Raw genomic sequence first — 20,883 nt, 5'->3', positions numbered from 1 at the left:
CCGGCCCCCCGCCGCGCCCCCCGGTCCCCCCCCGCCCCGCCGCCGGCCACCGGCTACCGGCTACCGGCCGTCAGCCGGTCAAGCTCGTCGGCGATGTCCGTCCACCGCTCCTCCGGCAGGTTGTGCCCCATCCCCGGGTAGCCGACGAACCGGGCGCCCGGGATCCGCGCCGCCACCGCCCGTCCTCCGGCCGGACGGACCAACGGGTCGTCCTCCCCGTGGATCACCAGGGTGGGCGCGGCGATCCCGGCCAGGCCCGGGGCCGGGAAGCGGACGGCACGCGAGGCGGCGAGCTGGCGGCGGCGGGCCGTCGGATCGTGCGGGTGACGGGCGTGGCACTCGGCGGCCACCGCGCGGGCCTGTTCCTCGGGGAAGCGGGCCCCGTCCGGGTAGGTCAGCCGCAGCACGTCCACGGTCCGGCGGATCTGGCTCGCCCGGTCGTCCCCGTACCGGCGGAACGCCAGCTTGAACGGGCGCAGCAGGTGGATGTACGCGAGGGCGCTCGCCGGCCGGTCGACCGGGATCGACAGCATGGAGGTCAGCGTGCGCACCCGTTCGGGCGCGGTCGCCGCGAGGTACTGGCCGAGCCCGGCGCCCATGGACGCGCCGCAGAGGTGGGCGTCGCGCCAGCCGAGCGCGTCCAGGACGGCGAGCGCGTCCCCGGCCATGTCGACGGCGGTGTACGCGGTGCCGCGGTGCCCGGTGAAGTGCGTGGACAGGCCGCTGTCGCGGTGGTCGTAGCGCACCACCCGGTAGCCCCGCCCGGCGAGCAGGCGGCAGAAGTCCGTCCACCACCACAGCATCTGGCCGTCCAGGCCGGCGATCAGCAGCAGCGGCCGCCCGTCCGGTTCGCCGAACGCCTCGTAGGCGATCTCCACCTCGCCGTTCCTCGCCACCGCGCGCTCGTACGGGACTGACACGACCATCGGGGCCCCCTCGCCTCGCCGATTTTCACCATGCACTCGCATGGTAAAAGCCGCCGCGTATGCTTGGCAATGCACCCGCATTGCCAAACTGCGCCACTGCGCCACTGCCGGACTGCCGGACCGCCGCAGTACCCGACCACCAGACGGATCGTCACGGGAGAGCCGCCGCCCATGCCCAAGCAGGTCGACCGCGAGGAACGCCGCCGCCACATCGCCGCCGCCCTGCTGCGGATCATCACCACCCGCGGCCTGGAGGGCGTCAGCCTGCGCGACGTCGCCGCCGAGGCCGGCGTCTCGATGGGCGCGGTGCAGCACTACTTCGCCACCAAGGACGAGATGCTGCGCTTCGCCATCGAGTACAACCACGAGCTGCTCACCGCGCGCTTCGCCCGCCTCTTCGCCGGCGACCGGATGCCCACCACCGTGCGGGAACTGCTCCGCCGGCTGCTGGTCGAGCTGCTCCCGCTGGACGAGCAGAGCCGCGACGGCGCCCGGATGGGCGCGGCCATCCTCGCGCGCGGCGCCGTCGACCCGTCCGTGCGCGACGTCGTGACGATGGTGTACGAGGGCGCCACCGGCTTCCTCGCCCAGCAGCTGAGGCTCGGCCAGGAGCGCGGCGAGCTCCCCGCCGACCTCGACCCCGACCACGCCGCCCGCGCCCTCCACACCGTCGTCGAGGGCCTGCGCTGGCCCGTCCTCTTCGGCGTCTACCGCGAGGCCGACGCGCTCGCCGTCCTGGACGAGCACCTGGACCGGCTCTTCGGCTAGGGCGTTTCAACCGGCGTGGTGAACCCTGCGCCCGCCCGGAGCAGGTTTCCCAGCGGGCGGTTCGCCGAGAAACCTGCTCCGACCTGCGTGCGGTGCGGGCGGGCACCGGGAGATGACGCGGGCTACTTGCGCTGGAGGTTGACCGCGTCGTCGCGGACCCAGTCGTAGTGGCCGCCCTGGCCCTGCGGGGTCTCGTAGAAGATGTGGCCGTCCCACTTGGTCGCGCTGCCGGTGAGCTTGACGCACTGGTCCTTGCGCCACCGGCTGCCCAGGTTGGTGAAGCCGCCGACCTCGTTCCAGGTCCGGATCCAGTCGGTCCGCTGGCGGTTCGGCTCGCCGTAGACGCGGATGTCCGCCCGCCAGGCGTCCGCGAGGTCCTTGGTGACCCTCGCGTCGCAGTTCACGTTCTCCGCGACGTCGCGCAGCTGGTCCAGGTCCACGAGGTAGGACTCCACGTAGCCGCCCTCGCCCCTCCTGACCACCGCCTTGGCGAACTGCTTGTACACCGCGCCCTTGTCGTTCTCCTTGGCGATGCTCCAGTAACCGTCCCATCCGGTGTACCAGCCGGGGGCGTACTTGTTCTCGTCCAGCTCGATGAGACAGGTGTCCTTCGCGACGCTCCGGACCGTGCCCTGGGCCCGGCGGTAGCTGCCGTCGGCGTGGCTCAGGTAGGAGACCGCCTCCACCTTCGTCCACCCCGCGCAGGCCGCCGCGCCCGTCCCGGCCTGGGGCCGGGCGACGGCCTGCGTGCCGCCGCCCAGCACGAGCGCGGCGGCGACGGCCACCACGGCGGCGATCGGGACCTTGGTATTCACCACAGGAACTCCTTGCATCTGATGAAGTGTCAAACACGCAGCGCAGCAAGCAGCACCGAGATCGAAGAACCGCGGCGCCCTGCGGGGCCGGCCGCGGACAGCGATCTGGGCCGCCCTTGCCGTGAAGGGCGGCCCAGTGACCGCACGGTGCGCCCGGCTTCCCCGCGTAGTCGCGTGCCGGTCAGCCGCCAGGCGCCGGGGCGGTCACGCCTCGGCCTGTCACTCCGGCAGGGGCTTGACGATCGTGTGGGTGATGACCTGTCCCTGGATGTGCTTGACCTCGAGCTTCTGATGGCCGACCGGCTGGGCGGCCTTGACGGCTGTCGGCTTGGCGGCGGTCTCGGCGGCGGCGGTCTCGCCGGCTTCGGGCTCGCCGGCTTCGGGCTCGTCGGCGGTGGTCTCGGTGGGCTGGTCGTCGGCCATGGACGGGCTCCTTCTGTCATGCGCGGATCGGACTTGGTCGATCTTCCCCGGCGGCGACGCGGAGTAACCGGTCGAATACCGGCCAGGCGGGCGCGGTAGTGGCCTGGACGGTTCGTCGAACGGGCACGAGCGGCCGCCGTCCGGGGCACGGTGTTTCCACAGGACCCGCCGGGCCGGGTCACCCGTGCGACGGGTCCCGCAGGACAGCGGGAGGCCCGCCGACCGAGCATGGGGGCGTGCGGCGAGCGCGTCCGGTCCCGCACACCCGACTGCGGGCCCGCCGCGTCCCACCGGCGGCCGCCCCGGCCAGACCCCCAGGAGTCCCCGATGACCCCGCTGCCCACCGTCGCCGACGGCATGAGCGCGCCGGAAACCATCACCGCGCTGCGCACGCTCCTCGACGAGCACGCCGCGACCATCGCCCACCACCCCGCGACCGTCGACCGCATCCGGGTGCTCGTCGCGGAGATCGCCGCCTTCCCGTCCCGCGACGGGTCCAGGGGTCGCGCAGGCATCAGCACCGACACCGGCACCGGCCACCGGAGCGCTCCCGGCGGGCCCTCGCAGATCGACGCCGTGCTCGACCGGCTGATGGCCCGGACCGGCCCGCTCAGCCGCGACGCCGAGGTGACGGAACGGGTCCGCCGCCTCCACCGCGCCGTCACCGACGCCGCCAACGCGGCCCCCGGCACCGACACCCTCTCCCAGCGCGAACGTGCCTCGGCCCTCGCGCTCCTGGACCTCCTGATCGCGCGGGCCCCGGAGATCGGCGCCGACCCCGGGGCCACCGAACGCGTGCACACCCTCAACGAGGCTGTCAGCCTGGAGAACTGACCACGGAAGCGCCGACGGCTCAGGCGGTGCCGAGCGGGTTGAGGAGCGCGAAGCGCCAGGTGCCGTCGTACGGGTCCTGGCGGGCGATGTTGGCGGTGATGCCGGTCCGGGCGGTCCGCCCGCCGCCGGGGGTGTCGACCTCCAGGGTCCAGTCGTTGACCAGCAGGGCACTGCCCGCGCCGACGAGCGTGTGCCGCCGGACGTTCGTCAGCTTGCCGTGGACGGCCACGGTGCCGCCGAACTCCGCACGCAGCGCGTCGGTGCCCGCGATGAACTCGCCGGCCACCGTGCGCATGGCCGCGTCCGGGGCGAAGAGGGTCAGGACGGTGTCGACGTCGCCGGCGTTCAGGGCGTGCTCGAACGCGATCGGCAGTTGCGCGGGGTCGGTGATGACGGGGACGGACATGGTGAAAATCCTCACGTGTCGTAGTGGTGACGCTGACGGCCCTCGGCCGCCGTGCCTCCACGATCCCGCCGGGGCCGCCTCCCCGGCGAGGTAGAGTCGGGACTCGCCATGGTCGAAAACGGACACCGCGACGTCATCGAGATCGCCTACGACAACCCCGACCCCGCACACCCGGGGGTCGAGGTCCTGGCCTTCGAGGCGCTGAAGCAGCGCCTGAAGAGCTCCGTCGCCCGCCGGCCGAGCCGGCTCGACTTCCACCAGCTGGTGCTCGTGCGCGGCGGCGAGGGCACCGCGATGGTCGATTTCGTCCCGCACCCGTGCACGCGCGGCACGCTCCTGCACCTGCGCCCCGGCCAGGTGCAGCGCCTGCCGTCCGGCGCCGACGGCCGCCCGGCGGCACTCGACGCCGTCCTGCTCCTCTTCACCGCCGACTTCCCACCGCCGCTGCCCGCGACGCACGCCGCGCTCGACGGCTTCGGCCCGGTCGCGTGGCAGCTGCCGCCCGGTGAGTTCGGCGCCTTCGAGCGGGCGGCGGCGGAGCTGGAAGCCGAGTACGCGGCACTCCGGACCGGCGCGGCCCCCGCCGGCCTTTCGAGCGCGCTGCTGCGCCAGCTCCTCGGCGCGTTCCTCATCCGCATCGCCCGCCTCCCGGGCCCCACCGGCGAACCCTCCCCCGACCTCTACCTCGCCTTCCGGCGCGAACTGGAACGGTCCTTCGCCACCACCCGCTCCGTCGAGGAGTACGCCGCCCGCCTCGGCTACTCCCCCCGCACCCTCACCCGCGCCTGCCTGGCCGCCACCGGCCGCACCGCCAAACAACTCGCCGACGCCCGCGTCGCGTTGCAGGCCCAGCGCCTCCTCGCCCACACCGACCTCCCCGTCGCGACCATCGGCCGCACCCTCGGCTTCGGCGAGCCCACCAACTTCGGCAAGTTCTTCACCCGCGAGACCGGCCGCACCCCGGGCACCTTCCGGCGCGCCCAGCGCTGATCCGGCGACAGGTCAGGCTGCTTCGCATCCGCTCCAACGGCCCCATCCCCGCACCCGTTCGAGCGGCCAGCCGCGCCGACACCTCTCCGGGCGCCACCGACCGACGAACCGTCGGGCGAACCTGGCCCCCCAGAGATGCTCTCCGAGTCGGCGCCCCGCGCCGACCGCTCGCCACGGGAGGCGCCCCCTTGAAGAACACCCTCCGGACCAACAGACCCCTGGCCGCCATCGCCGTCTCGGCCGCCGCGATGGCGGTCGTCGTCTCCCCGGCCGGGGCCGGCCAGGCCCTCGCGGCCCGCGCCTGCTTCGACCGCGCCAAGCAGCCCTACACCTCGGTGGTGGACAGCCACCTCCACTTCCGCCCCTTCGGCGGGCGGGCGATCCCCTTCGAGGAGATGACCGACTACCTGCGCAAGAGCGGCGTCCGCTACGCCAACATGTTCGGCATCGGACAGGTCCTGCCCGCCGACTCCGGCTGCGTGTACTACCTCGACTGCCCCGGCACGCCGGTGCGGCCCAGCATCCGCAACGACATCGCCAACGCCGAGAACTTCCGCGAGCAGCACCCGGACGACCCGCACCTCACGCTGTCGATGACCTTCATGGACCTGCACCACCCGGAGACCGTCCCCACCGGAATCGCGCTCTACGACCGCGAGTACCCGAAGATGTTCAAGTGGGCCGGCGAGGTCAACGTCGTCAAGCAGGCGCTGTTCGCCAACCAGGCCGAGTCGGCCGACAGCGACGACATCGCCAACTGGGGCCCGTTCATGCAGGTGTACCGGGAGCGCGGCATCCCGGTCACGTTCCACTCCGACCTCGGCAACGACGCGGAGCCGACCAAGTACCTGCACCTGATGGAGGAGATCCTCGACCGGTACCCGGGCAACAAGATCGTGTGGGCCCACATGGGACTCTCGAAGGAGCTCGCCACCCTCGACCCCGACGAGCACATCCGCATCCTCGACCGGCTCCTCGACGCCCACCCGAACCTGACGCTCGACCTCAGCTGGCGCGTCCTGGAGGACCTCTACTTCAGCCGCCCGGGCGTCCGCGAGAAGTACGCGGCCTTCCTCGACCGCCACCCCACCCGGGCGATCACCGGGACGGACTTCGTGGCCGCCCGGACCAAGGACTACGCGGTCTACGAGCAGGAACTGGAGGTCACGAGCCGGATCAACCGCGCGCTCGGCAACGAGGCCTTCCGGGACATCGCCCTCGGCCAGAACTACTTCGCCCTCCTGGGACTCAAGGACGAGGCCCCGCGCATCTGCCGCACCCGCCCGCGTTCCGACGCCTGACGGTCAGAGCCCCCACAGGCCCTTGTGCATCAGGTCCGTGGGGGCCACCGGGCTCAGCGCGCCGCGAGCAGGTACCCGAGGGCGGCGGCGGTCCCGGACGTGATCAGGCCGGACGCCAGGAGGTGGAGGCGGGCCGGCACCTCCAGCGTCAAGCGGATCCCTCCGACGCGGACGTCCAGGACCGGGCCGACGGGGTCGGGCCGGGTGACGGACTCCGACGAGGCCTGAGCTGGGATCTGGTCGTGCGACATGGTCGCGCTCCTGGCGGTGCGGTCGGGTCCGGCGGACCCGGTTCGTTTCGGGCATAGGTCGGGCGAACCGTCCGGACCCACGTGAGCGGCCCAAAAATCTTTTCCCGAAAGAATTGTGACGATGCGTGGGATCGTGCTCGTCCGCCGGCCTACAACGCCGACAGGAGCAGCGTGGTGCTGGGCCGCAACGCGGGAGGGTCGATGGTGCAGGTCGAGAGGAGCGGCGCTTCGCCGTACCCGGCACCGGCCAGAGAGCCCGCCCGCGCCCCGGCCGACTCGCTCGCGCGCCGGAAGGCGGACCAGGACCTCGTCGACCGGCTCGCCGCCGGCGGCTGGACCGGGCCCGACTACGTGCTGTTCGAAGCCGCGATGATAGCCACGGGCACGAAGGTGCTGCGGCACTGGATCGTCACAGAGCAGATCCACCACCGCTGTTTCGTCGCCGGCCGGCCCCTGGACACGGATGCCGGGACGCGGCGGGTCCTCCGCGAGCGGGTGGACGAGCGGGAGTCGCTGATCGGCGAGACGGTCGCCCTCGCCTGGACGCGGTTCCGGGAGAAGGCCTTGATCGAGGGCGGCTGGAGCTGCGCCGGCGGTGCCACGCTCGCCTCCTACTTCGTGGGCGCGGTCCTGCTGGCCTTCCCCGGCGCCCACCGACGCTGGTGCCGGGAGTTCGGGGCGGGTGCCGCCGTCGAAGTCCCGCTCGGCGACGCGCTGCCCGACATCGTGGACGGCGGGGAAGTGCAGCAGGACCGCGCCCACGACGACATCGTGCCCGACCTGGCGGCGTCCGAGACGGTGATCGCCGACCTCGGGCCGGACCTCACCCCCGATCAGTGCCGGATCCTCGCGGAGATCTTCCGCTGGCGCGCCCTGGGACTCACGGACAAGGAGATCGGGGCCCGCCTCGGACTCTCCGAGGGCGCGGTCTCCATGCGGGTCAAACGGCTTCGCGACCACCTCGGCCGCGGCCGGCAGCGCGGGCCCCGACAACCCGGCGAGCAGCAGGACCCCACCAACGAGGAACGGAGGAGGACGCACCCATGACCAATCCCATGCCCGAGGCCGTCACCGGCGACCTGATCCGTTGGGCCCTCACGATTCTCCGCACCGCGGGCACGAGCGACGCGGGCGTCTGGACGCGGGAGTTGGAGCGTGTCCGCCTGCCGTCGCGCGGAGGCGCGGAAGTGGACGTCGGCAGACTGAGCCCATCGCTGCGGGGCTTCCTGAGGACCCTGCGGGGATCCTCGATCGCGCCCGAACTCGATCCGGAGTCCATTGAGCCGGTGCTGGACCGGAACGTCTACGACTGGGATGACGCCGAGGAGGAGAGCCCGGTGGAGGAGCCCGTCCGCCGCGTCGTCGTGGTCGTGGACTGCGAGCGGTCCGGCATCCGCAACCACCGTGACCAGGAGTTCCGGGACGCGCGGTTCCGCGCGGTGACGGAGGCCTGCTCGCGGGTCGTCGGCTGGCAGGACTGCAGGGTCGAGCAGGGCGACGGGGTGATGGCCGTGCTGCCGAACGACGCGGACGGGGAGTCGATCGCCCGCTGGTTCCGCCTCGTGGCGGCCGGGCTGTCCCGGGAACACCGGCCGCGCTACCTGGCCGGCGTCCTGGGGACCCGGTCATCGGATCGACGCGTGCTCTGGGATCTGGGCCGGAAACTCGCTCTCCTCAGGTCGGTCCGGGACGAATTCGTGCACCGGAACGATCCCGGGCCGATCCTGGTGCTGCCCGAGTCCGTATGGGAAGCCCTGGCCGAACCGGACGGACGGGTGATGGGCGTCCGTCGGTGGCAGCAGGTCACGCCGTCCGGTACCACCGACCGGGCATGGGCCGCGCCCTGGTGGCCGACACCGGCCGGCAGGCCACCGGACGACGCCCTTCGGCGCGCAGCCCGTACCGCGCGGCAACTGGCCGGCGAGCTGACCCGGTCGCGGATCGGACACAAGACGAGGGCCGACCCGGCGTGGGAGCTGGACGAACTCGGGATGGCTGCCAAGCAGTTGTCGGCGGACCTGGCCAATCTGGCGCGCGCCGTGAGCGAGCCGGGCCAGAGGTCGCTCATGCGGGAGATCTTCCACCAGGCCTCCCATGCTGCGACGAAGTTGACCATGATGGCCGCGTTCGGCCGACGCAACCACGTGGGGAGCGCCGAGCGTCAGTTGTACATGGTGATGGTGCGCCTCTACGAGATCGTCGGGGACGACGACGAGGCGGAGCCGGTGCACGAACGCCCGTCCGGCCGGCCCGATCGGAGCCTGTTGCACCTCCGACAACCGGACCTGCGGGTGTCGGCGGCCGGCCGGAGTGTCCACGAGGGCCGCTGACCCACACGCCGCGTGGTCCCCCGCCCGAGCGCGCCGCGCGGCTGCTCGGCCTTCCCAGCGACGGCTCGCGGCGGCGCTCGTAACGCCAGTGGCGCGGCGCGCGTTGTGAGTGCGGACGTCTTGGCATGGTGACCACTGGTTCCGGGTTCCCGTTGCCGCCTGCCGTCCCCTTTCCCGACCCACGGAGGGCTGCCGGCCATGGATCGCAACCCCGCAATCGTCCTCAGCGCCCCGCGGCGCGTCGTGCTGGCCACCTGGGGCACGGCCGGCGACATCGCGCCCTACGCAGGACTGGCCGCGGGCCTGAAGAAGGCCGGGCACGATGTCGTGGTGGTGACGTCCGGCCGGCACGCGGCGACCTTCCACGGCCTGGCCCTCAAGGTCCGCGCCATGCCCCTCGATCGGCAGGAAGCGGAGATCGGGCAGCCGAGGGCGCGGCGCGCGCGCAGGGACAACGCCCGGGACATGGCCCTCATCGCGGCGGAACACCTGTTGGCGGCAGCGGGCGCGGGCGCCGACGTCCTTCTCGCGCATCCGCTACTGCACCCGCAGGCCGCCCTCGTCGGCCGCGGGCTGGACATTCCCTGCATCGGCGTCTACACCGTCTCCCACGCGATGATGCTCCCGCGGCTCGTGACCGGCGGTTCGCACGGGCGCTACCGTGCGACGGACGCGCTGGTCAGACTTGTCCTGAGTCCGATCTACCGGTCTGCCAACGGCTATCTGCGACGGGAGCTCAACCTCCCGCGCGGCAGGATGGAGGACCTACGGCTGCCGCTCTCCACCTGTGCCGTGCGGTACGGGTTCAGCGCGGCACTGATGCCGCGCGGGGTGCGGATTCCCGCCCCGCACCGGGTGGTGGGTGCCTGGCACCCGCAGCGGGCCGCGGGCTGGCGGCCCGACGCCCGGCTGGTGGACTTCCTCGACTCGGGACCTGCCCCCGTCTACTTCGGGTTCGGAAGCATGACCGGCATCGATGTCGAGCAGCTCGCCGACACCGTCACCACGGTTGTCCGGCGGCTCGGGGTGCGTGCCGTGGTCCAGGGCGGGTGGGCCGGTCTGGAGGCCCGGGGCGACGACGTCCTCAACATCGGGCCGTGCCCGCACGACTGGCTCCTGCCTCGGATGCGGGCGGCCGTGCACCATGCCGGGCCCGGCACCGTGCACGCCTGCCTGCGGGCCATGACTCCCGCGCTTCCGGTCCCCGTCGGATTGGACCAACCGTTCTGGTCGTCTCGGCTGCGGGCGCTGGGCCTCACCCCGGCGGTGATTCCGCAGCGGCGACTGAACGCCGACAATCTCGGCTGGGCCTTGGACCGGCTGCTGGAGGGACACGAGTACCGGGTCCGGACTCAGGAAATCGGTCGGCTGGTGGGGCGGCAAGACGGTACGGCGGCGCTCCTGGAGGAGCTCGGCTGACGCCGCTCGCGGGTCAGCGCAGGCGCTCGACGGTGCTGTGGGGCAGCGTGCCCAGGGACTCGCCGTGCAGGAAGAGGGTGATGGCGGCCGCGAAGTCGGCGTCACGTTCCAGGTGGAGGAGGTGGTCGGCGTGCTGCATCACGAGGAAGGTGCAGTCGGCGATGGTGACGGCCACGGCGCGGTTGTCCTCGACGGTGGTGGCCGTGTCGTTCTCGCCGACACCGACGAGGGCGGGGATGCCGGCGAGTCCGCCGGGGGGCAGCGGGTCGCTCAGGAGGAGGGAGCCGCGATCGACGACGTAGCGGATCAGGGGGTCTTGGGGGGAAGCGGCGAGCTGGTCGAGCATGACGCGTGCGGCGGCCTTGACGAGCAGGTGGTCTTCGGCTGCCCGGGTGTTGGTCAGGACGTCCACGAGCCGGGCTGCGGTGCGGCGTTGGCTACCGGTCGTGGCGGGAGGCGGTGCCGTGGCCTCGCGGCGCAGTCCTTCCCTGATGAGCGCGGCGAGCCGGGGGCCGGGTCGAGGGGCGGCGCCGAAGAGCATGAGTCGCGTGACACGGTCGGGGTGCTGCTGGGCGAGCCGGTAGCCGACGGGGTAGCCGGATGAGACGGCGAGGACGGCGAACCGTCCGATGCGGAGCTGGTCGGCGGCTGCCAGGGCGGCCTGGGTGAGGTCGTCCCAGGTGAGGTTCGTCCGGGCCTGGTCGGGTGAGCGCGCGGGGGGCAGGTCGGGGATGAGGACCCGGTGGCGGGGGCAGAGGCGGCGTTCCAGTCGGGCCCAGGAATGGCGGCTCTGGAGGCCTCCGCCGAGTACCAGCAGTGGCTCGCACGACGTGGGAGCCCGGGGTGTGAGGACGCGGCAGGGGTAGGGGGCCGGCGGCCAGGCGATGTGGTGGTCGTGGACGTGGGTTTCGGTCGGGTGCGGTGCGAGGGCCTGCCCGGTCATGCGGTGGCCGCCTGGTGGCGGTCGATGAAGGCCGCGAGTTCGGCGACCGTGGAGTTGGCCGACAGGTCGGTCTCGGTGATCACGATGCCGTGGTCGTCCTCCAGGATCATGGCGAGGACGGCGATGGCCATGGAGTCCACGCCTGCTTCGGCCAACGTGGCCGTGGGCGTGATGGCGACCGCGGGGAGTCCGGCCTTCTGTGTCAGGGTGTCGATGACGATCCGCAGCATGTCGCTCATGGATTCTCCGTGGATGGTCGGGCGCCGGTCGGCTGGACGGTGTGGTGGCCCGGGGATCAGAGGCCGGGCACGAGTCCCGGGGGCCAGACGGCGGTGGTCGCGGCCCAGGACAGTCCGCTGCCGAAGGCCACCAGCAGGACGCGGTGGCCTTCCTTCAGCGTGCCGTCGCCGGCCGTCTGGGCGAGCAGGATCGGCAGCGACGCGGCGGCGGTGTTGCCGACCGTCTCGATGTTGGAGGGCATGGCGGCACGGGGGAGGTCGAGTGCCGCGGCCAGAGCGGTGGTGATCGCGGCGTTGGCCTGGTGGGCGAGGAACACGTCCACGTCCGCCGGGCGCCAGCCGGCGGCCTCGGCGGCACCGGTGGCGGCGGCCTTCATGCGGCGCACCGCGTTGCGCAGTACTTCGGTGCCCCGCATCTGAAGGTAGAGGTCGGCTCCGGCAGGGTGGCGGGAGGCACGTTGGCGGGCTCCGCCCGCCGGAATGGCGATGGCGTCCGCGAGGGTGCCGTCGCTGCCCCAGACGGTCGGGCCGAGCGTGGGTTCCTGGCCGGGGCGGGCACGCCGCAGCACGACGGCACCGGATCCGTCGCCGAAGATGGGGGCGGTGGCAGCGTCCGTGGGGTTGACCATCGTCGAGGTGCTCTCGGCTGCGATCACCAGGACGGTGTCGGCCGTCTCGGCGGCGATGAGGCCCTTGGCCAGTTCGCAGGCGTAGAGGAAGCCGGAGCAGCCTGCGTTGATGTCGAAGGCGGGTGTGCCGGTCATGCCGAGGGCGCTGGCTACTTCAGGGGCTCCGGCGGGGCAGAGCCGGTCGGGGGTGGTGGTGGCCAGGATGACTGCGTCGGCGGTGTGGATGCCGGCGGAGGCGAGGGCACGGGTCCCTGCTTCCGTTGCGAGGTGGGCGGTGGCGTGGCCGTCGGTGATGCGGTGCCGCCGGGCGATGCCGATTCGACGCCGGACGAACGCGTCCATGCCGGGTGCCATCAGGTCCGTGTTGTGGACGATGGTCGGCGGCAGCCAGCATCCCAGTCCTGCCACGACGGTGTGTGTCACATTGCCCCGATCGGTGTTCTGGTTCCGAGTCGTCCGGTGGCCGGCGCCGGCCGTGCCCGTCGGCCGCTCTCGTCGGCGGTGCGGGCAGGACTCAGCGGCCTGCCCGCGGCCTCGCGGTGATGGCCGGTTCGACGAGGTAGTCGCAGTCGTCGAGGGGGCTGCCGGTGAAGAAACGCATGACGAGGTCGCTGGCCTCCTCGCGGCGCTGCATGAACACCCAGTGGTCGGCCTCGGCGATAGCGGCGAAGGTGCAGTCCTCGATGGTCGCCGCGAACTCGCGCTGCTCCTCCAGGGAACTGATGGTGTCGTGTTCACCGCAGAAGACGAGGGTGGGTACCCCGGTCAGTCCGCCGTCGGGGTCGAGGTTTTCCAGGACGGAGCGTTCCATCGTCTCGAATCCGTGGGCGCTGGCGGTGACCCCGCGCAAGGTCATGCGCTTGACGAGCTGCCGTACGACGTCACGGTTCCTGATGGTGGCCTCGGCGTCGGAGCACAGGAACATCTCGGCGAGCACATCGACGAACCCGTTGGCATCGCCGCCGAGCATCCGCTGGGCTCCGCGCATCCACAGGTCGGTGAGTTTGTCGCTGATGCGGACGGGGACGCCGCCGAGGACCAGCTTGGCGATCCGATCCGGTCGGCGTTGTGCGCAGCGGAAGGCGATGGCGGAGCCGAAGGAGTAGCCGAGGAAGTTGACCCGGTCGTGTCCCAGGTCGTCGATGATGGCCTCGGTGGCCCGGCACATGGTCTCCATGCTCTGCTCGGGACGCAGGGGGGTGGACTCGCCCGCGCCGGGCAGGTCCACGGAGATGAGGCTGGCGTGGGGCAGGACATGGCGCTCCATGATGGACCAGCCGTGCATGCCCTGGAGCACTCCCCCGATGACGAAGACCGGGTCGGTGGACGGGTTTTCGGCATGGACGACCTGGTAGGAGAACGAGAGTCCGTCCATGCACAGGGTTCGGGTGATCGCTTCGGTCACGGCTCTCCCTCACGCGGTGGTCAGGGGCGGGACGGTCGGGCCGAGGGTGTCCGTGCTCTGCCGCGGGCCACCGATGCCTTCCAGCGCGGCGGTGACGAGGCCGGCCGTCTGCTGGAGGGTCATCCCCCCGTGTGCCCACGAGTCGTCCAGGTGGATGCCGTAGTGGTCGGAGAGCGTCACGAACATCTCGACCTGGGCGATGGAGTCCAGCTCGAGGCTTTCGAACGTCCGCTCAGCGGTGAGTTCGTCGACCGACAGGTCGAAGGCCCTCGCCAGGTAGGTGCGGATGTGGTCAAGGGGGTGCTGCGAGGTGCTCATCGGTGTCCTTCGGTGGAGGATTTGATGTCGGGCCAGGTCAGGGCGACCGCTCCCCACACGGCTCCGCCGCCGAAGGCGGTCAGCAGGGTCCTGGCTCCGCACGGGACGGCCCCGCCGGCGACGAGGTCGTGCATGACCAGCGGGATCGAGGCGGAGGAGGTGTTGCCGACCTCGCGGATGTTGGCGAAGCGGCTCGCCGCGGGTACACCGACCAGGTCTGCGACCTTGTCGAGGATGCGCTGGTTGGCCTGGTGCCCGATGAACGCTCCGAGCGAATCGACCGGCCAGTTCAGTCTGTCCAGCAGCTGCCTGGACACTTCGGTCATGCGGCGCACCGCGTGGGCGAACATGTCCGGGCCGAGCATCCGCAGACAGCGGTCGGCGGGGTCGGCCAGGCCTTCGCGGTCGGGCCTGCGGGAGCCGCCCGCGTTGACGACCGCGAGGTCGTGGCGCGTGCCGTCGCTCCCCAGGAGCACGCCCTGGATCGCGCCGGGCTCGTCCATTCGGCCGGCGCGGAGGACTGCGGCTGCGGCGCCGTCCGCGAAGACGACTGCCGTGCCGCGGTCCGAGGGATCGGTGATCGTCGACAGGGTCTCCGCCGCCACGACCAGGACGCACTGCGCGGCCTTCGATGTGATCCAGGCGTCCGCGGCGGCCAGGCCGTAGGTGAATCCCGAGCACGCGGCGGCGACGTCGAAGGCCGCCACGGTGCCCAGCCCGAGCTGAGCGGCGACCCAGGGCGCGGTCGCCGGGGAGTGGTGGTCGGGGGTGGTCGTCGTGAGGACCACGAGGTCGACCGCGGGATCGCCGGCGCTGCGCAGCGCGGCCCGTCCGGCCCGCACGGCCAGATCCCCGGTGCTCGTCCCGGGCTCCACCCACCGCCTGCGCTCGATACCCGTCCGACTGCGGATCCATTCCGCGGAGGTGTCCAACCCGGACAGCGGAGGGTCGTCGTTGCCGATGATGCGCGGTGGCAAAAAGGACCCGACTCCGGACACCACGGATGCCAGATGGGACGCCATACAGCTCCTCACAACGGCAGCGGCTCACTCGTCCTTGTCCGCGCGTCGACGTTTCCGCGCACAGAATAACCGAGGGGCAGTGCATTCACGCCGAAGACGCATGTCAAATATTCTTGAAGTCGCCGGCCCGGCACCACCATTCGCATTTTCGATAATTATTAGTTTCCGTCAGGATTATTATCCAGCGGCGCGCAAGGAATGTTGATGCAGGATCCCTCCCGCTGCCCCGACCGGCGGTACCCTCGCTCAGTCGCACCTCAGTCGGGTACCGCGCTCTGAAGGAACCGTGCACACCGAATTGGACGAAGAGCAGACACTCGACGGGCCACAACACGAAGCCGACCCCCACGCGTTCTACGAGCGGATGCGGGAGGAGACACCGGTCCGCCGCGTGGTCTTTCCCGGCGGGCTCAAGGTCTGGCTCGTCACACGCTACGACGACGCCCGGGCCGTACTGTCCGACCCGCGATTCTCCAAGGACGTCGAGAACGCCCGGAAGGCCATCAAGAACAGCACAACCTCGAATGCGGGAATCGCCGCACTCGCCATGGAACTCGTCTCCCACATGCTGAATTCCGATCCCCCGGACCACACCAGGCTGCGCGGACTCGTCAACAAGGTGTTCACCGCCCGGGCCGTCGATCGCCTCAAGCCCGGCATCGAAACCCTCGCCCACCAGTTGCTGGACACCATGGCCGACCGGCCCCGGGCCGACCTCATGCGCGACTACGCCTACCCGCTGCCGATGGGCGTCCTCTGCGAGCTACTGGGTGTTCCCCTGCCCGACCGCGAACAAGTCCACCACTGGGCCGCGGCAGGCAACTCCAACGATCCCGCCCGTGTCATGCAGGCCCTGCCCTCCCTCCTCGCATACCTGCGGGAACTCATCGACGAGAAGCGGCGCGCGCCGGGCGAGGACCTGCTCACCGATCTCGTCCGGACCAGTGACGACTCGGGCGGACTCACCCCGCAGGAACTGGTCTCGACAACCTTCCTGCTCATGGTCGCCGGCCACGAGACCACCGTGAACCTCATCGGCAACGGCACCCTCGCCCTGCTCCGTCACCCCCTGCAGCTCGAGGCCCTGCGCGCCGACCGCTCCCTGATGCCCGCAGCGATCGAAGAGCTCCTTCGGTACGAAGGCCCCGTCAACACGGCCTCGTTGCGGTACACCACCGAACCCGTCGAGATCGGCGATGTCCTCATCCCGGCCCACCACACCGTCGCCGTCGCCCTCACCTCGGCCAACCGCGACGCCCGCCAGTTCCCCGACCCGACCCGTCTCGACATCACCCGGTCCACCGTCGGACACGTCGCCTTCGGACACGGTATCCACTACTGCGTCGGTGCCCGCCTGGCACGCGTGGAAGCAGAGATCGCCTTCACCGCACTCCTCGACCGCTTCCCCCACCTCCGCCCGGCCTGCGACCCCGATCACCTGCCGTGGCACGGAACCATGTTCCACGGCCTTCGGTCCCTCCCGGTCCACCTCACCAGCGCCCGCTTCAGCGAGGACTCAGGCCCCCACAGCCCATCTCGGCCGCACCTATAGGGCCTGACAGCACGCCGCGAATCGTAACAGTGCTTATATAAGTGCTGTTACGATCTGCGTCATGACCGACGACCCCACCCTCCAGAGCCTCTGGCGCCCCCTCCGGCTCCTCCAGGCGTCGATGGACGCGGACATCGGCCGGGTCTACGCCGACGCGCGGATCGACGGGCTCAAGCCGACCTTCGTCATGGAGCTCCTGCGGCTGCACACCCACGGGCCGATGACCATCACCGAGCTGGCCGAGTCGGTCGGGCGGACGCACTCCGCGCTCAGTCAGAAGGTCGCCGCGATGCGCGCGGCGGGCTGGGTGCGGACCGTCCCGGGCGATGACGCGCGCAGCAAGAAGGTGACGCTCACCGACGAGGCCCGCGCGATCACCGGTCGGCTGGCGGCGGAGCGGCGGGCCACCGAGGCGGCGCTGGCCGAGATCGAGGCCGAGATCCCGTACCCGCTGAGCCGGGTGGTCGCCGACGTCGAGCGGGCGCTGGAGCGCCGGAGCTTCCACGACCGGATCGCCGAGAAGCTCGCGGAGGGCCCGGCATGGGACTGAGCGGCGCCTGGTGAGCGTGGTTACTCAGGCGCGCGACGGAGAAGCGTTCGACGCTCCGCGCCGGCGGATCGCCTCGCTCGGCGCGTCCGCACCCATGATCTCGTCCAGCAGGGCGCGGGCAGCGGCGAGCGCGTCCATCTGCCGGGTGATCCGGGCGCGTTCGCGGGCCAGGCCCGCCAGCAGTTCCGGGCAGGTCGGGCCGGGGCGGCGGCGGCCCGGGAGCGGCAGGCCCGGCAGGATCTCGGCGATCGCGGCGCTGTTGAGTCCGGCGGCGAGGAGGGTTCGGATGCCGTGGACGGCGTCCACGTCCCGCTCGCCGTACTCGCGGTAGCCGCTGGGGCGGCGCTCGGGGGTGAGCAGCCCCTGCTCCTCGTAGTAGCGCAGGGCGCGCGGCGTGACGCCGGTCCGCCGGGCGAGCTCTCCGATCCGCATCGCGGGCACCTCCTGAGGACGGGACGGGCGCCGCGTCCCGGCTTGACTCTGACGTCGGCGTGAAGGTCTAGCGTAACCGGCATGCCGAACGAACGATCTTCCTCAACCACCCCTGCCCGCACCGCCGTTGCCGTACTGGGCCTGGGCCCGATGGGCCGGGCCCTCGCCGGGGCGCTGCTGGCCGCCGGGCACCCGACCACCGTGTGGAACCGCACGCCGGGCCGGGACGCCGACCTGCTCGCCCGCGGTGCGCGGTCGGCCGCGAGCGCCGCCGAGGCGGTGGCCGGCTCCCCCCTCGTCCTGCTCTGCGTCCGCGACCAGCCGGCCGGCCGGGCCGTCCTGGACACCACCGCGGCGGCGCTGCGCGGCCGGACCCTCGTCAACGCCACCTCGATCGCGCCCGACGACGCCCGCGCCAACGCCACCGACGCCCGTGACTACCGTCTGCTCGACGCCGCGATCCTCACGCCCACCCCGACGATCGGCAGCCCCCGGGGCACGATCCTGCTCAGCGGCGACCCCGAGGCCTTCGCCCAGCACCGGGAGACGCTCCGGGCCCTCGGCACCGTGCGCCACGTCGGCACGGACCCCGGACGGGCGGCGGCCTTCGACGCGGCCCTGCTGGACCTGTTCTGGACCACCGTGCACGGGTACGTCCACGCCCTCGCGCTCGCCCGCGCCGAGGGCATCAGCGGCGCCGAACTCGCGCCGTACGCCCAGGGCTTGCCACTCCTGCTCCCCCCGCTGATCGATGACTTCGCCCGGCGCGCCGATGACCGCCGGCACCCGGGCGACCGCAGCAGCGTGGCCTCCGCCGCGGCCGGTCTGGCGCACGTCGCCCACACGGCCCGCGCCCGGGGCCTGGACACCGCCGTCCTGGACGCCGCGCTCGCCCTCACCCGCCGGGCGGCGGAGGCGGGCCACGGGCCGGACGGGGTGTCCGCGCTGGTCGACCTGCTCGCCGCCTGAGAACCGGACGGAACGTCAGACGCGGCGGCCCCAGGCCGAGATCAGCGGGGCGGTGGCCAGGTCGAGCTTCCCGCTCTCGACCGCCGCGAGGTGCCGGTCGATCTCCTCGTCCGTCGCGAGGCCCTTCTCGACCAGGAGGCCCCGGACGTGCCGCACCGTCGAGGCCTCCAGCACGGCGCACGCGGGCGAGGTGATCGGGAAGTACGCGTCCGCCTGCACGTCGGCGAGCCCGGCCTCGCGCAGCACGCGCGGCAGGGTGCGCCCGTAGGCGAGGTCGGCGCCGCGCGAGGCCATCAGCTCGCGGAAGCCGTTGCGCAGCCGGTTGGCGAGCCGCTGCTCGGGGCCGGACTCGTCGGGGCAGATCAGCGGCATGAGCGCGGGGTCGGCGTCCTCCAGGAGGAGCCGGCCGCCGGGGCGCAGCGCCCCGACCATGCGGCGCAGCGCCTCGGCGCGGTCGGGGACGTGGACGAGGACGAGCCGGGCGTGCACGAGGTCGAACTCGCCGGGCGGCGGCGGGTCGGCGACGACGTCGTGGGTGAGCACCTCGATCGTGCCGTCGGCGATGCCGCTCGTCCACGAGGCGTCGATGTCGGTGGCGACCACCATCCCGGTCGGCCCGACGCGCTCCGCCAGCCCGAGCGGAACGGACGGGCCGCCGGCGCCGACCTCCCAGACCCGCATGCCCGGGCCGAGGCCGATCCGGTCGACGTGCCCGAACGTCACCGGGTTGAAGATCTCGGCGAGGGCGTCGAAGCGGACGCCGGCCTCCGCCCGCCGGTTGTCGAGGAGGTAGCCGCGGTCTTCGTCGTGATCAGCCATGCGCCGATTCTCGCAGAGGACGGTCACAGGCCGCGGATGGCCTCCCCCAGGTCGGGGCCGTAGGAGGACCAGCAGGAGATCGAGCCGTCGGAGTCCAGGTCCCCCATGTACCAGTCGTCGCCGGCCTTCACGAGGCAGAGGCCGTGGAAGGAGATGATGATGCTCGGCCGGAGGGTCTCGTGGTCGGCGCGGCCGTGCACCTCGACGACGACGAGCCGGGCGAGGGAGAGCAGTTCGGCGTCAGAGTCCCCCGAGGCGGTGCGGATGCGCTCGATCGTCCAGCCCTCGGGCAGTCCTTCGTCGGAGCCGTCGTTCGCCGACGCGCGGTCGTACCGGGGTCTGCTCACGGCCGGCCGCCCGCCGCGACCCGGGCCCGGCCCTCGGCCAGCACCTCGCGCGACACCCCTCCGAAGGCCACCACCGCGATGTCCGTGCTCATCTCCGCCATCCTCCTGCCACTCGGTGGACCCCGCCCAACAGCACCCCCTACGCTGCGCGCCCGCCACTCCCACCACAAGAGGCCAACGGCCCCATCGCGGCGGGTAGGCCGATTTCCGTTGCACGACGGCGCCATCCGTCCCCATACTCGGGCGCGATGAAGGGGACGACGGACATCGAAGGGCTGCGGGCCGCGGCCGCGCGCCTCGCCGGCGGCGTGGTGGAGCAGGTGCGGGTGCCGCTCGACGGGGGCGGCCGGTTCGGGCTGCAGGTCCGGCTGACGCGGCTGCTGGACGACGGGAGGAGACAGGTCCGGCGCCGGTGGCTGGCGGTCCACGCACCGGCCTGGCGGCTGGACCGGCCGGACGGCGTCGTGGCCGCGTCGGGGGACCGTGAGCGGCGGCTGGCCGAGGACCTCGCCGTGCTGACCGGCCGCGCGATCACCGGCGTGCACGTCCTGGCACCCGGGTGGGACACGCTCTTCCGTTTCGGGGAGCTGGAGTTGACGGTCTTCCCGCTGCGCCACCACACGCCCTCGGCGGCCCCGGACTGGACGTTCCGCAGGCCGTCCGGCGGTCGGCTCGTCGTCGGCCCGGGGGCGCGCTGGGAGATGACGGCGTGAAGGCGGTCGTCGGCGTCGCCGAGGCCCACCGGCGAATCGGCCCGCTGCTCGGGCGGCCCGCGTGGGACGTGCGGCGGGGCATGGGCAGCTTCGTCACCATGGAGTTCGGCCGGCCACAGCCGCCCGACCGGTTCGGCCGCGTCTACGGGGAGTACCACCTGTGGATCCAGATGGCCGCGTGGCGGCTGGAGACGGACGACCGGGTTGTCGTCGGCTCCGAGGACCCCGGGCTCGGCGAAGCGCTGGCCGGGCTGGAGGGCCGGGCACTCACGGAGGTCGTGATCCGGCCGCCCGCGCTGGCGACCCGGTTCGACTTCGGCGGACTGCGGCTGGAGACGTTCCCGATGTACCGCAGCGACCCCGAGGACGGGGAGTTCGACCACTGGTCGCTGTGGCTGAACCCCGGCGAAGTGCTGGTGGCCGGCTCGGAGTTGACGGTCGAGCCGGCCGGGGGATGAGCCGTCCCGGCCGGGGGCTGAGCG

26 protein-coding genes are annotated in these 20,883 nt (G+C 72.4%); 12 read left to right on the top strand and 14 right to left on the bottom strand.

The features are described 5' to 3' along the window. Window positions 1-53 precede the first annotated feature (53 nt). Window positions 54-926 carry an alpha/beta fold hydrolase gene (locus tag ACFVU9_RS18535; RefSeq protein ID WP_387594444.1) on the bottom strand — a complete coding sequence of 291 codons (873 nt, stop codon included), beginning with the start codon at window positions 924-926 and terminating at the stop codon, window positions 54-56. A 171-nt stretch (window positions 927-1,097) separates the two neighbouring features. Between ACFVU9_RS18535 and ACFVU9_RS18530 the strand changes: the two genes are divergently transcribed. Next, window positions 1,098-1,694 (top strand): TetR/AcrR family transcriptional regulator, encoded by a 597-nt coding sequence (locus tag ACFVU9_RS18530; protein WP_387594442.1) that lies wholly within the window; start codon window positions 1,098-1,100, stop codon window positions 1,692-1,694. Window positions 1,695-1,816: 122 nt separating this feature from the next. On the opposite strand, the gene ACFVU9_RS18525 is transcribed toward ACFVU9_RS18530, so the two are convergent. Together ACFVU9_RS18525 and ACFVU9_RS18520 are read right to left on the bottom strand one after the other, a co-directional pair. Beyond that, entirely contained in the window at window positions 1,817-2,509 is a 693-nt protein-coding gene (locus ACFVU9_RS18525) for a hypothetical protein (protein WP_387594440.1), read from the bottom strand. Between the two features lie 219 nt (window positions 2,510-2,728). Next, the gene (locus ACFVU9_RS18520) at window positions 2,729-2,932 is read right to left on the bottom strand and encodes a hypothetical protein (RefSeq protein ID WP_387594438.1); all 204 of its coding nucleotides are present in this window, start codon (window positions 2,930-2,932) and stop codon (window positions 2,729-2,731) included. Window positions 2,933-3,259: 327 nt separating this feature from the next. Here ACFVU9_RS18520 and ACFVU9_RS18515 point away from each other — a divergent pair, with 327 nt between their 5' ends. Continuing rightward, a complete protein-coding gene (locus ACFVU9_RS18515) occupies window positions 3,260-3,766 on the top strand; it encodes a hypothetical protein (RefSeq protein ID WP_387594436.1) in 507 nt (168 codons plus the stop codon). A 19-nt stretch (window positions 3,767-3,785) separates the two neighbouring features. Here the strand turns inward: ACFVU9_RS18515 and ACFVU9_RS18510 are convergent, their stop codons facing one another. Next, window positions 3,786-4,172, bottom strand: a complete 387-nt coding sequence (locus ACFVU9_RS18510; RefSeq protein WP_387594434.1) for a YybH family protein — start codon at window positions 4,170-4,172, stop codon at window positions 3,786-3,788. Between the two features lie 108 nt (window positions 4,173-4,280). On the opposite strand from ACFVU9_RS18510, the gene ACFVU9_RS18505 reads away from it, so the two are divergent. Both ACFVU9_RS18505 and ACFVU9_RS18500 read left to right on the top strand, forming a co-directional pair. Next, entirely contained in the window at window positions 4,281-5,162 is an 882-nt protein-coding gene (locus ACFVU9_RS18505) for a helix-turn-helix domain-containing protein (RefSeq protein WP_387594432.1), read from the top strand. 188 nt (window positions 5,163-5,350) lie between these two features. Then, on the top strand, window positions 5,351-6,463 hold the full coding sequence (locus ACFVU9_RS18500; RefSeq protein ID WP_387594430.1) for an amidohydrolase family protein: 1,113 nt from the start codon (window positions 5,351-5,353) through the stop codon (window positions 6,461-6,463). A 53-nt stretch (window positions 6,464-6,516) separates the two neighbouring features. Here the strand turns inward: ACFVU9_RS18500 and ACFVU9_RS18495 are convergent, their stop codons facing one another. Next, window positions 6,517-6,714, bottom strand: coding sequence for a hypothetical protein (locus ACFVU9_RS18495; RefSeq protein ID WP_387594428.1), 198 nt, complete (start codon window positions 6,712-6,714; stop codon window positions 6,517-6,519). Between the two features lie 201 nt (window positions 6,715-6,915). Here ACFVU9_RS18495 and ACFVU9_RS18490 point away from each other — a divergent pair, with 201 nt between their 5' ends. From ACFVU9_RS18490 to ACFVU9_RS18480, 3 genes are all read left to right on the top strand, one after another. Continuing rightward, window positions 6,916-7,761, top strand: coding sequence for a hypothetical protein (locus tag ACFVU9_RS18490; protein WP_387594426.1), 846 nt, complete (start codon window positions 6,916-6,918; stop codon window positions 7,759-7,761). After that, on the top strand, window positions 7,758-9,044 hold the full coding sequence (locus ACFVU9_RS18485) for a hypothetical protein (RefSeq protein ID WP_387594424.1): 1,287 nt from the start codon (window positions 7,758-7,760) through the stop codon (window positions 9,042-9,044). The genes ACFVU9_RS18490 and ACFVU9_RS18485 overlap by 4 nt, the downstream gene beginning before the upstream one ends. A 198-nt stretch (window positions 9,045-9,242) precedes the next feature. Continuing rightward, window positions 9,243-10,463: a glycosyltransferase gene (locus ACFVU9_RS18480; RefSeq protein WP_387594423.1), complete on the top strand. Its 1,221-nt coding sequence runs from the start codon at window positions 9,243-9,245 to the stop codon at window positions 10,461-10,463. Between the two features lie 13 nt (window positions 10,464-10,476). Here ACFVU9_RS18480 and ACFVU9_RS18475 read toward each other — a convergent pair whose 3' ends face one another. The 6 genes from ACFVU9_RS18475 to ACFVU9_RS18450 all read right to left on the bottom strand — a co-directional run bounded on the left by ACFVU9_RS18475 (window position 10,477) and on the right by ACFVU9_RS18450 (window position 15,019). Beyond that, window positions 10,477-11,406: an alpha/beta fold hydrolase gene (locus ACFVU9_RS18475; RefSeq protein WP_387594421.1), complete on the bottom strand. Its 930-nt coding sequence runs from the start codon at window positions 11,404-11,406 to the stop codon at window positions 10,477-10,479. After that, a complete protein-coding gene (locus ACFVU9_RS18470; RefSeq protein WP_387594419.1) occupies window positions 11,403-11,645 on the bottom strand; it encodes an acyl carrier protein in 243 nt (80 codons plus the stop codon). Before ACFVU9_RS18470 ends, ACFVU9_RS18475 begins: the two co-directional genes overlap by 4 nt. A 56-nt stretch (window positions 11,646-11,701) precedes the next feature. After that, the gene (locus ACFVU9_RS18465) at window positions 11,702-12,682 is read right to left on the bottom strand and encodes a beta-ketoacyl-ACP synthase 3 (protein ID WP_387594417.1); all 981 of its coding nucleotides are present in this window, start codon (window positions 12,680-12,682) and stop codon (window positions 11,702-11,704) included. A gap of 106 nt (window positions 12,683-12,788) precedes the next feature. Continuing rightward, entirely contained in the window at window positions 12,789-13,679 is an 891-nt protein-coding gene (locus ACFVU9_RS18460) for an alpha/beta fold hydrolase (protein ID WP_387594415.1), read from the bottom strand. 9 nt (window positions 13,680-13,688) lie between these two features. Then, window positions 13,689-13,997: an acyl carrier protein gene (locus ACFVU9_RS18455; protein ID WP_387594413.1), complete on the bottom strand. Its 309-nt coding sequence runs from the start codon at window positions 13,995-13,997 to the stop codon at window positions 13,689-13,691. Beyond that, window positions 13,994-15,019, bottom strand: a complete 1,026-nt coding sequence (locus tag ACFVU9_RS18450; protein ID WP_387594412.1) for a beta-ketoacyl-ACP synthase 3 — start codon at window positions 15,017-15,019, stop codon at window positions 13,994-13,996. The genes ACFVU9_RS18455 and ACFVU9_RS18450 overlap by 4 nt, the downstream gene beginning before the upstream one ends. A 286-nt stretch (window positions 15,020-15,305) precedes the next feature. Between ACFVU9_RS18450 and ACFVU9_RS18445 the strand changes: the two genes are divergently transcribed. Continuing rightward, a complete protein-coding gene (locus tag ACFVU9_RS18445; protein ID WP_387594410.1) occupies window positions 15,306-16,571 on the top strand; it encodes a cytochrome P450 in 1,266 nt (421 codons plus the stop codon). A gap of 61 nt (window positions 16,572-16,632) precedes the next feature. Further along, the gene (locus tag ACFVU9_RS18440; protein WP_387594409.1) at window positions 16,633-17,121 is read left to right on the top strand and encodes a MarR family winged helix-turn-helix transcriptional regulator; all 489 of its coding nucleotides are present in this window, start codon (window positions 16,633-16,635) and stop codon (window positions 17,119-17,121) included. A gap of 24 nt (window positions 17,122-17,145) precedes the next feature. Here ACFVU9_RS18440 and ACFVU9_RS18435 read toward each other — a convergent pair whose 3' ends face one another. Beyond that, window positions 17,146-17,553 (bottom strand): MerR family transcriptional regulator, encoded by a 408-nt coding sequence (locus ACFVU9_RS18435; protein ID WP_387594407.1) that lies wholly within the window; start codon window positions 17,551-17,553, stop codon window positions 17,146-17,148. Window positions 17,554-17,634: 81 nt separating this feature from the next. On the opposite strand from ACFVU9_RS18435, the gene ACFVU9_RS18430 reads away from it, so the two are divergent. Then, window positions 17,635-18,522, top strand: coding sequence for an NAD(P)-binding domain-containing protein (locus tag ACFVU9_RS18430; protein ID WP_387594406.1), 888 nt, complete (start codon window positions 17,635-17,637; stop codon window positions 18,520-18,522). A 15-nt stretch (window positions 18,523-18,537) separates the two neighbouring features. Here the strand turns inward: ACFVU9_RS18430 and ACFVU9_RS18425 are convergent, their stop codons facing one another. Both ACFVU9_RS18425 and ACFVU9_RS18420 read right to left on the bottom strand, forming a co-directional pair. Continuing rightward, window positions 18,538-19,341 (bottom strand): methyltransferase domain-containing protein, encoded by an 804-nt coding sequence (locus ACFVU9_RS18425; protein WP_387594404.1) that lies wholly within the window; start codon window positions 19,339-19,341, stop codon window positions 18,538-18,540. Between the two features lie 23 nt (window positions 19,342-19,364). Further along, a complete protein-coding gene (locus tag ACFVU9_RS18420) occupies window positions 19,365-19,688 on the bottom strand; it encodes a hypothetical protein (RefSeq protein ID WP_387594402.1) in 324 nt (107 codons plus the stop codon). Window positions 19,689-19,936: 248 nt separating this feature from the next. On the opposite strand from ACFVU9_RS18420, the gene ACFVU9_RS18415 reads away from it, so the two are divergent. Both ACFVU9_RS18415 and ACFVU9_RS18410 read left to right on the top strand, forming a co-directional pair. Further along, a complete protein-coding gene (locus ACFVU9_RS18415; protein WP_387594400.1) occupies window positions 19,937-20,401 on the top strand; it encodes a hypothetical protein in 465 nt (154 codons plus the stop codon). Further along, the gene (locus ACFVU9_RS18410; protein WP_387594399.1) at window positions 20,398-20,859 is read left to right on the top strand and encodes a hypothetical protein; all 462 of its coding nucleotides are present in this window, start codon (window positions 20,398-20,400) and stop codon (window positions 20,857-20,859) included. The genes ACFVU9_RS18415 and ACFVU9_RS18410 overlap by 4 nt, the downstream gene beginning before the upstream one ends. Window positions 20,860-20,883: the final 24 nt, after the last annotated feature.

This window comes from Kitasatospora sp. NPDC057936, from assembly GCF_042887525.1.
GTDB lineage: Bacteria > Actinomycetota > Actinomycetes > Streptomycetales > Streptomycetaceae > Kitasatospora.
The sequence above is the reverse complement of the archived record's forward strand: the minus strand, read 5'-3'. Positions and strand labels throughout refer to the sequence as shown.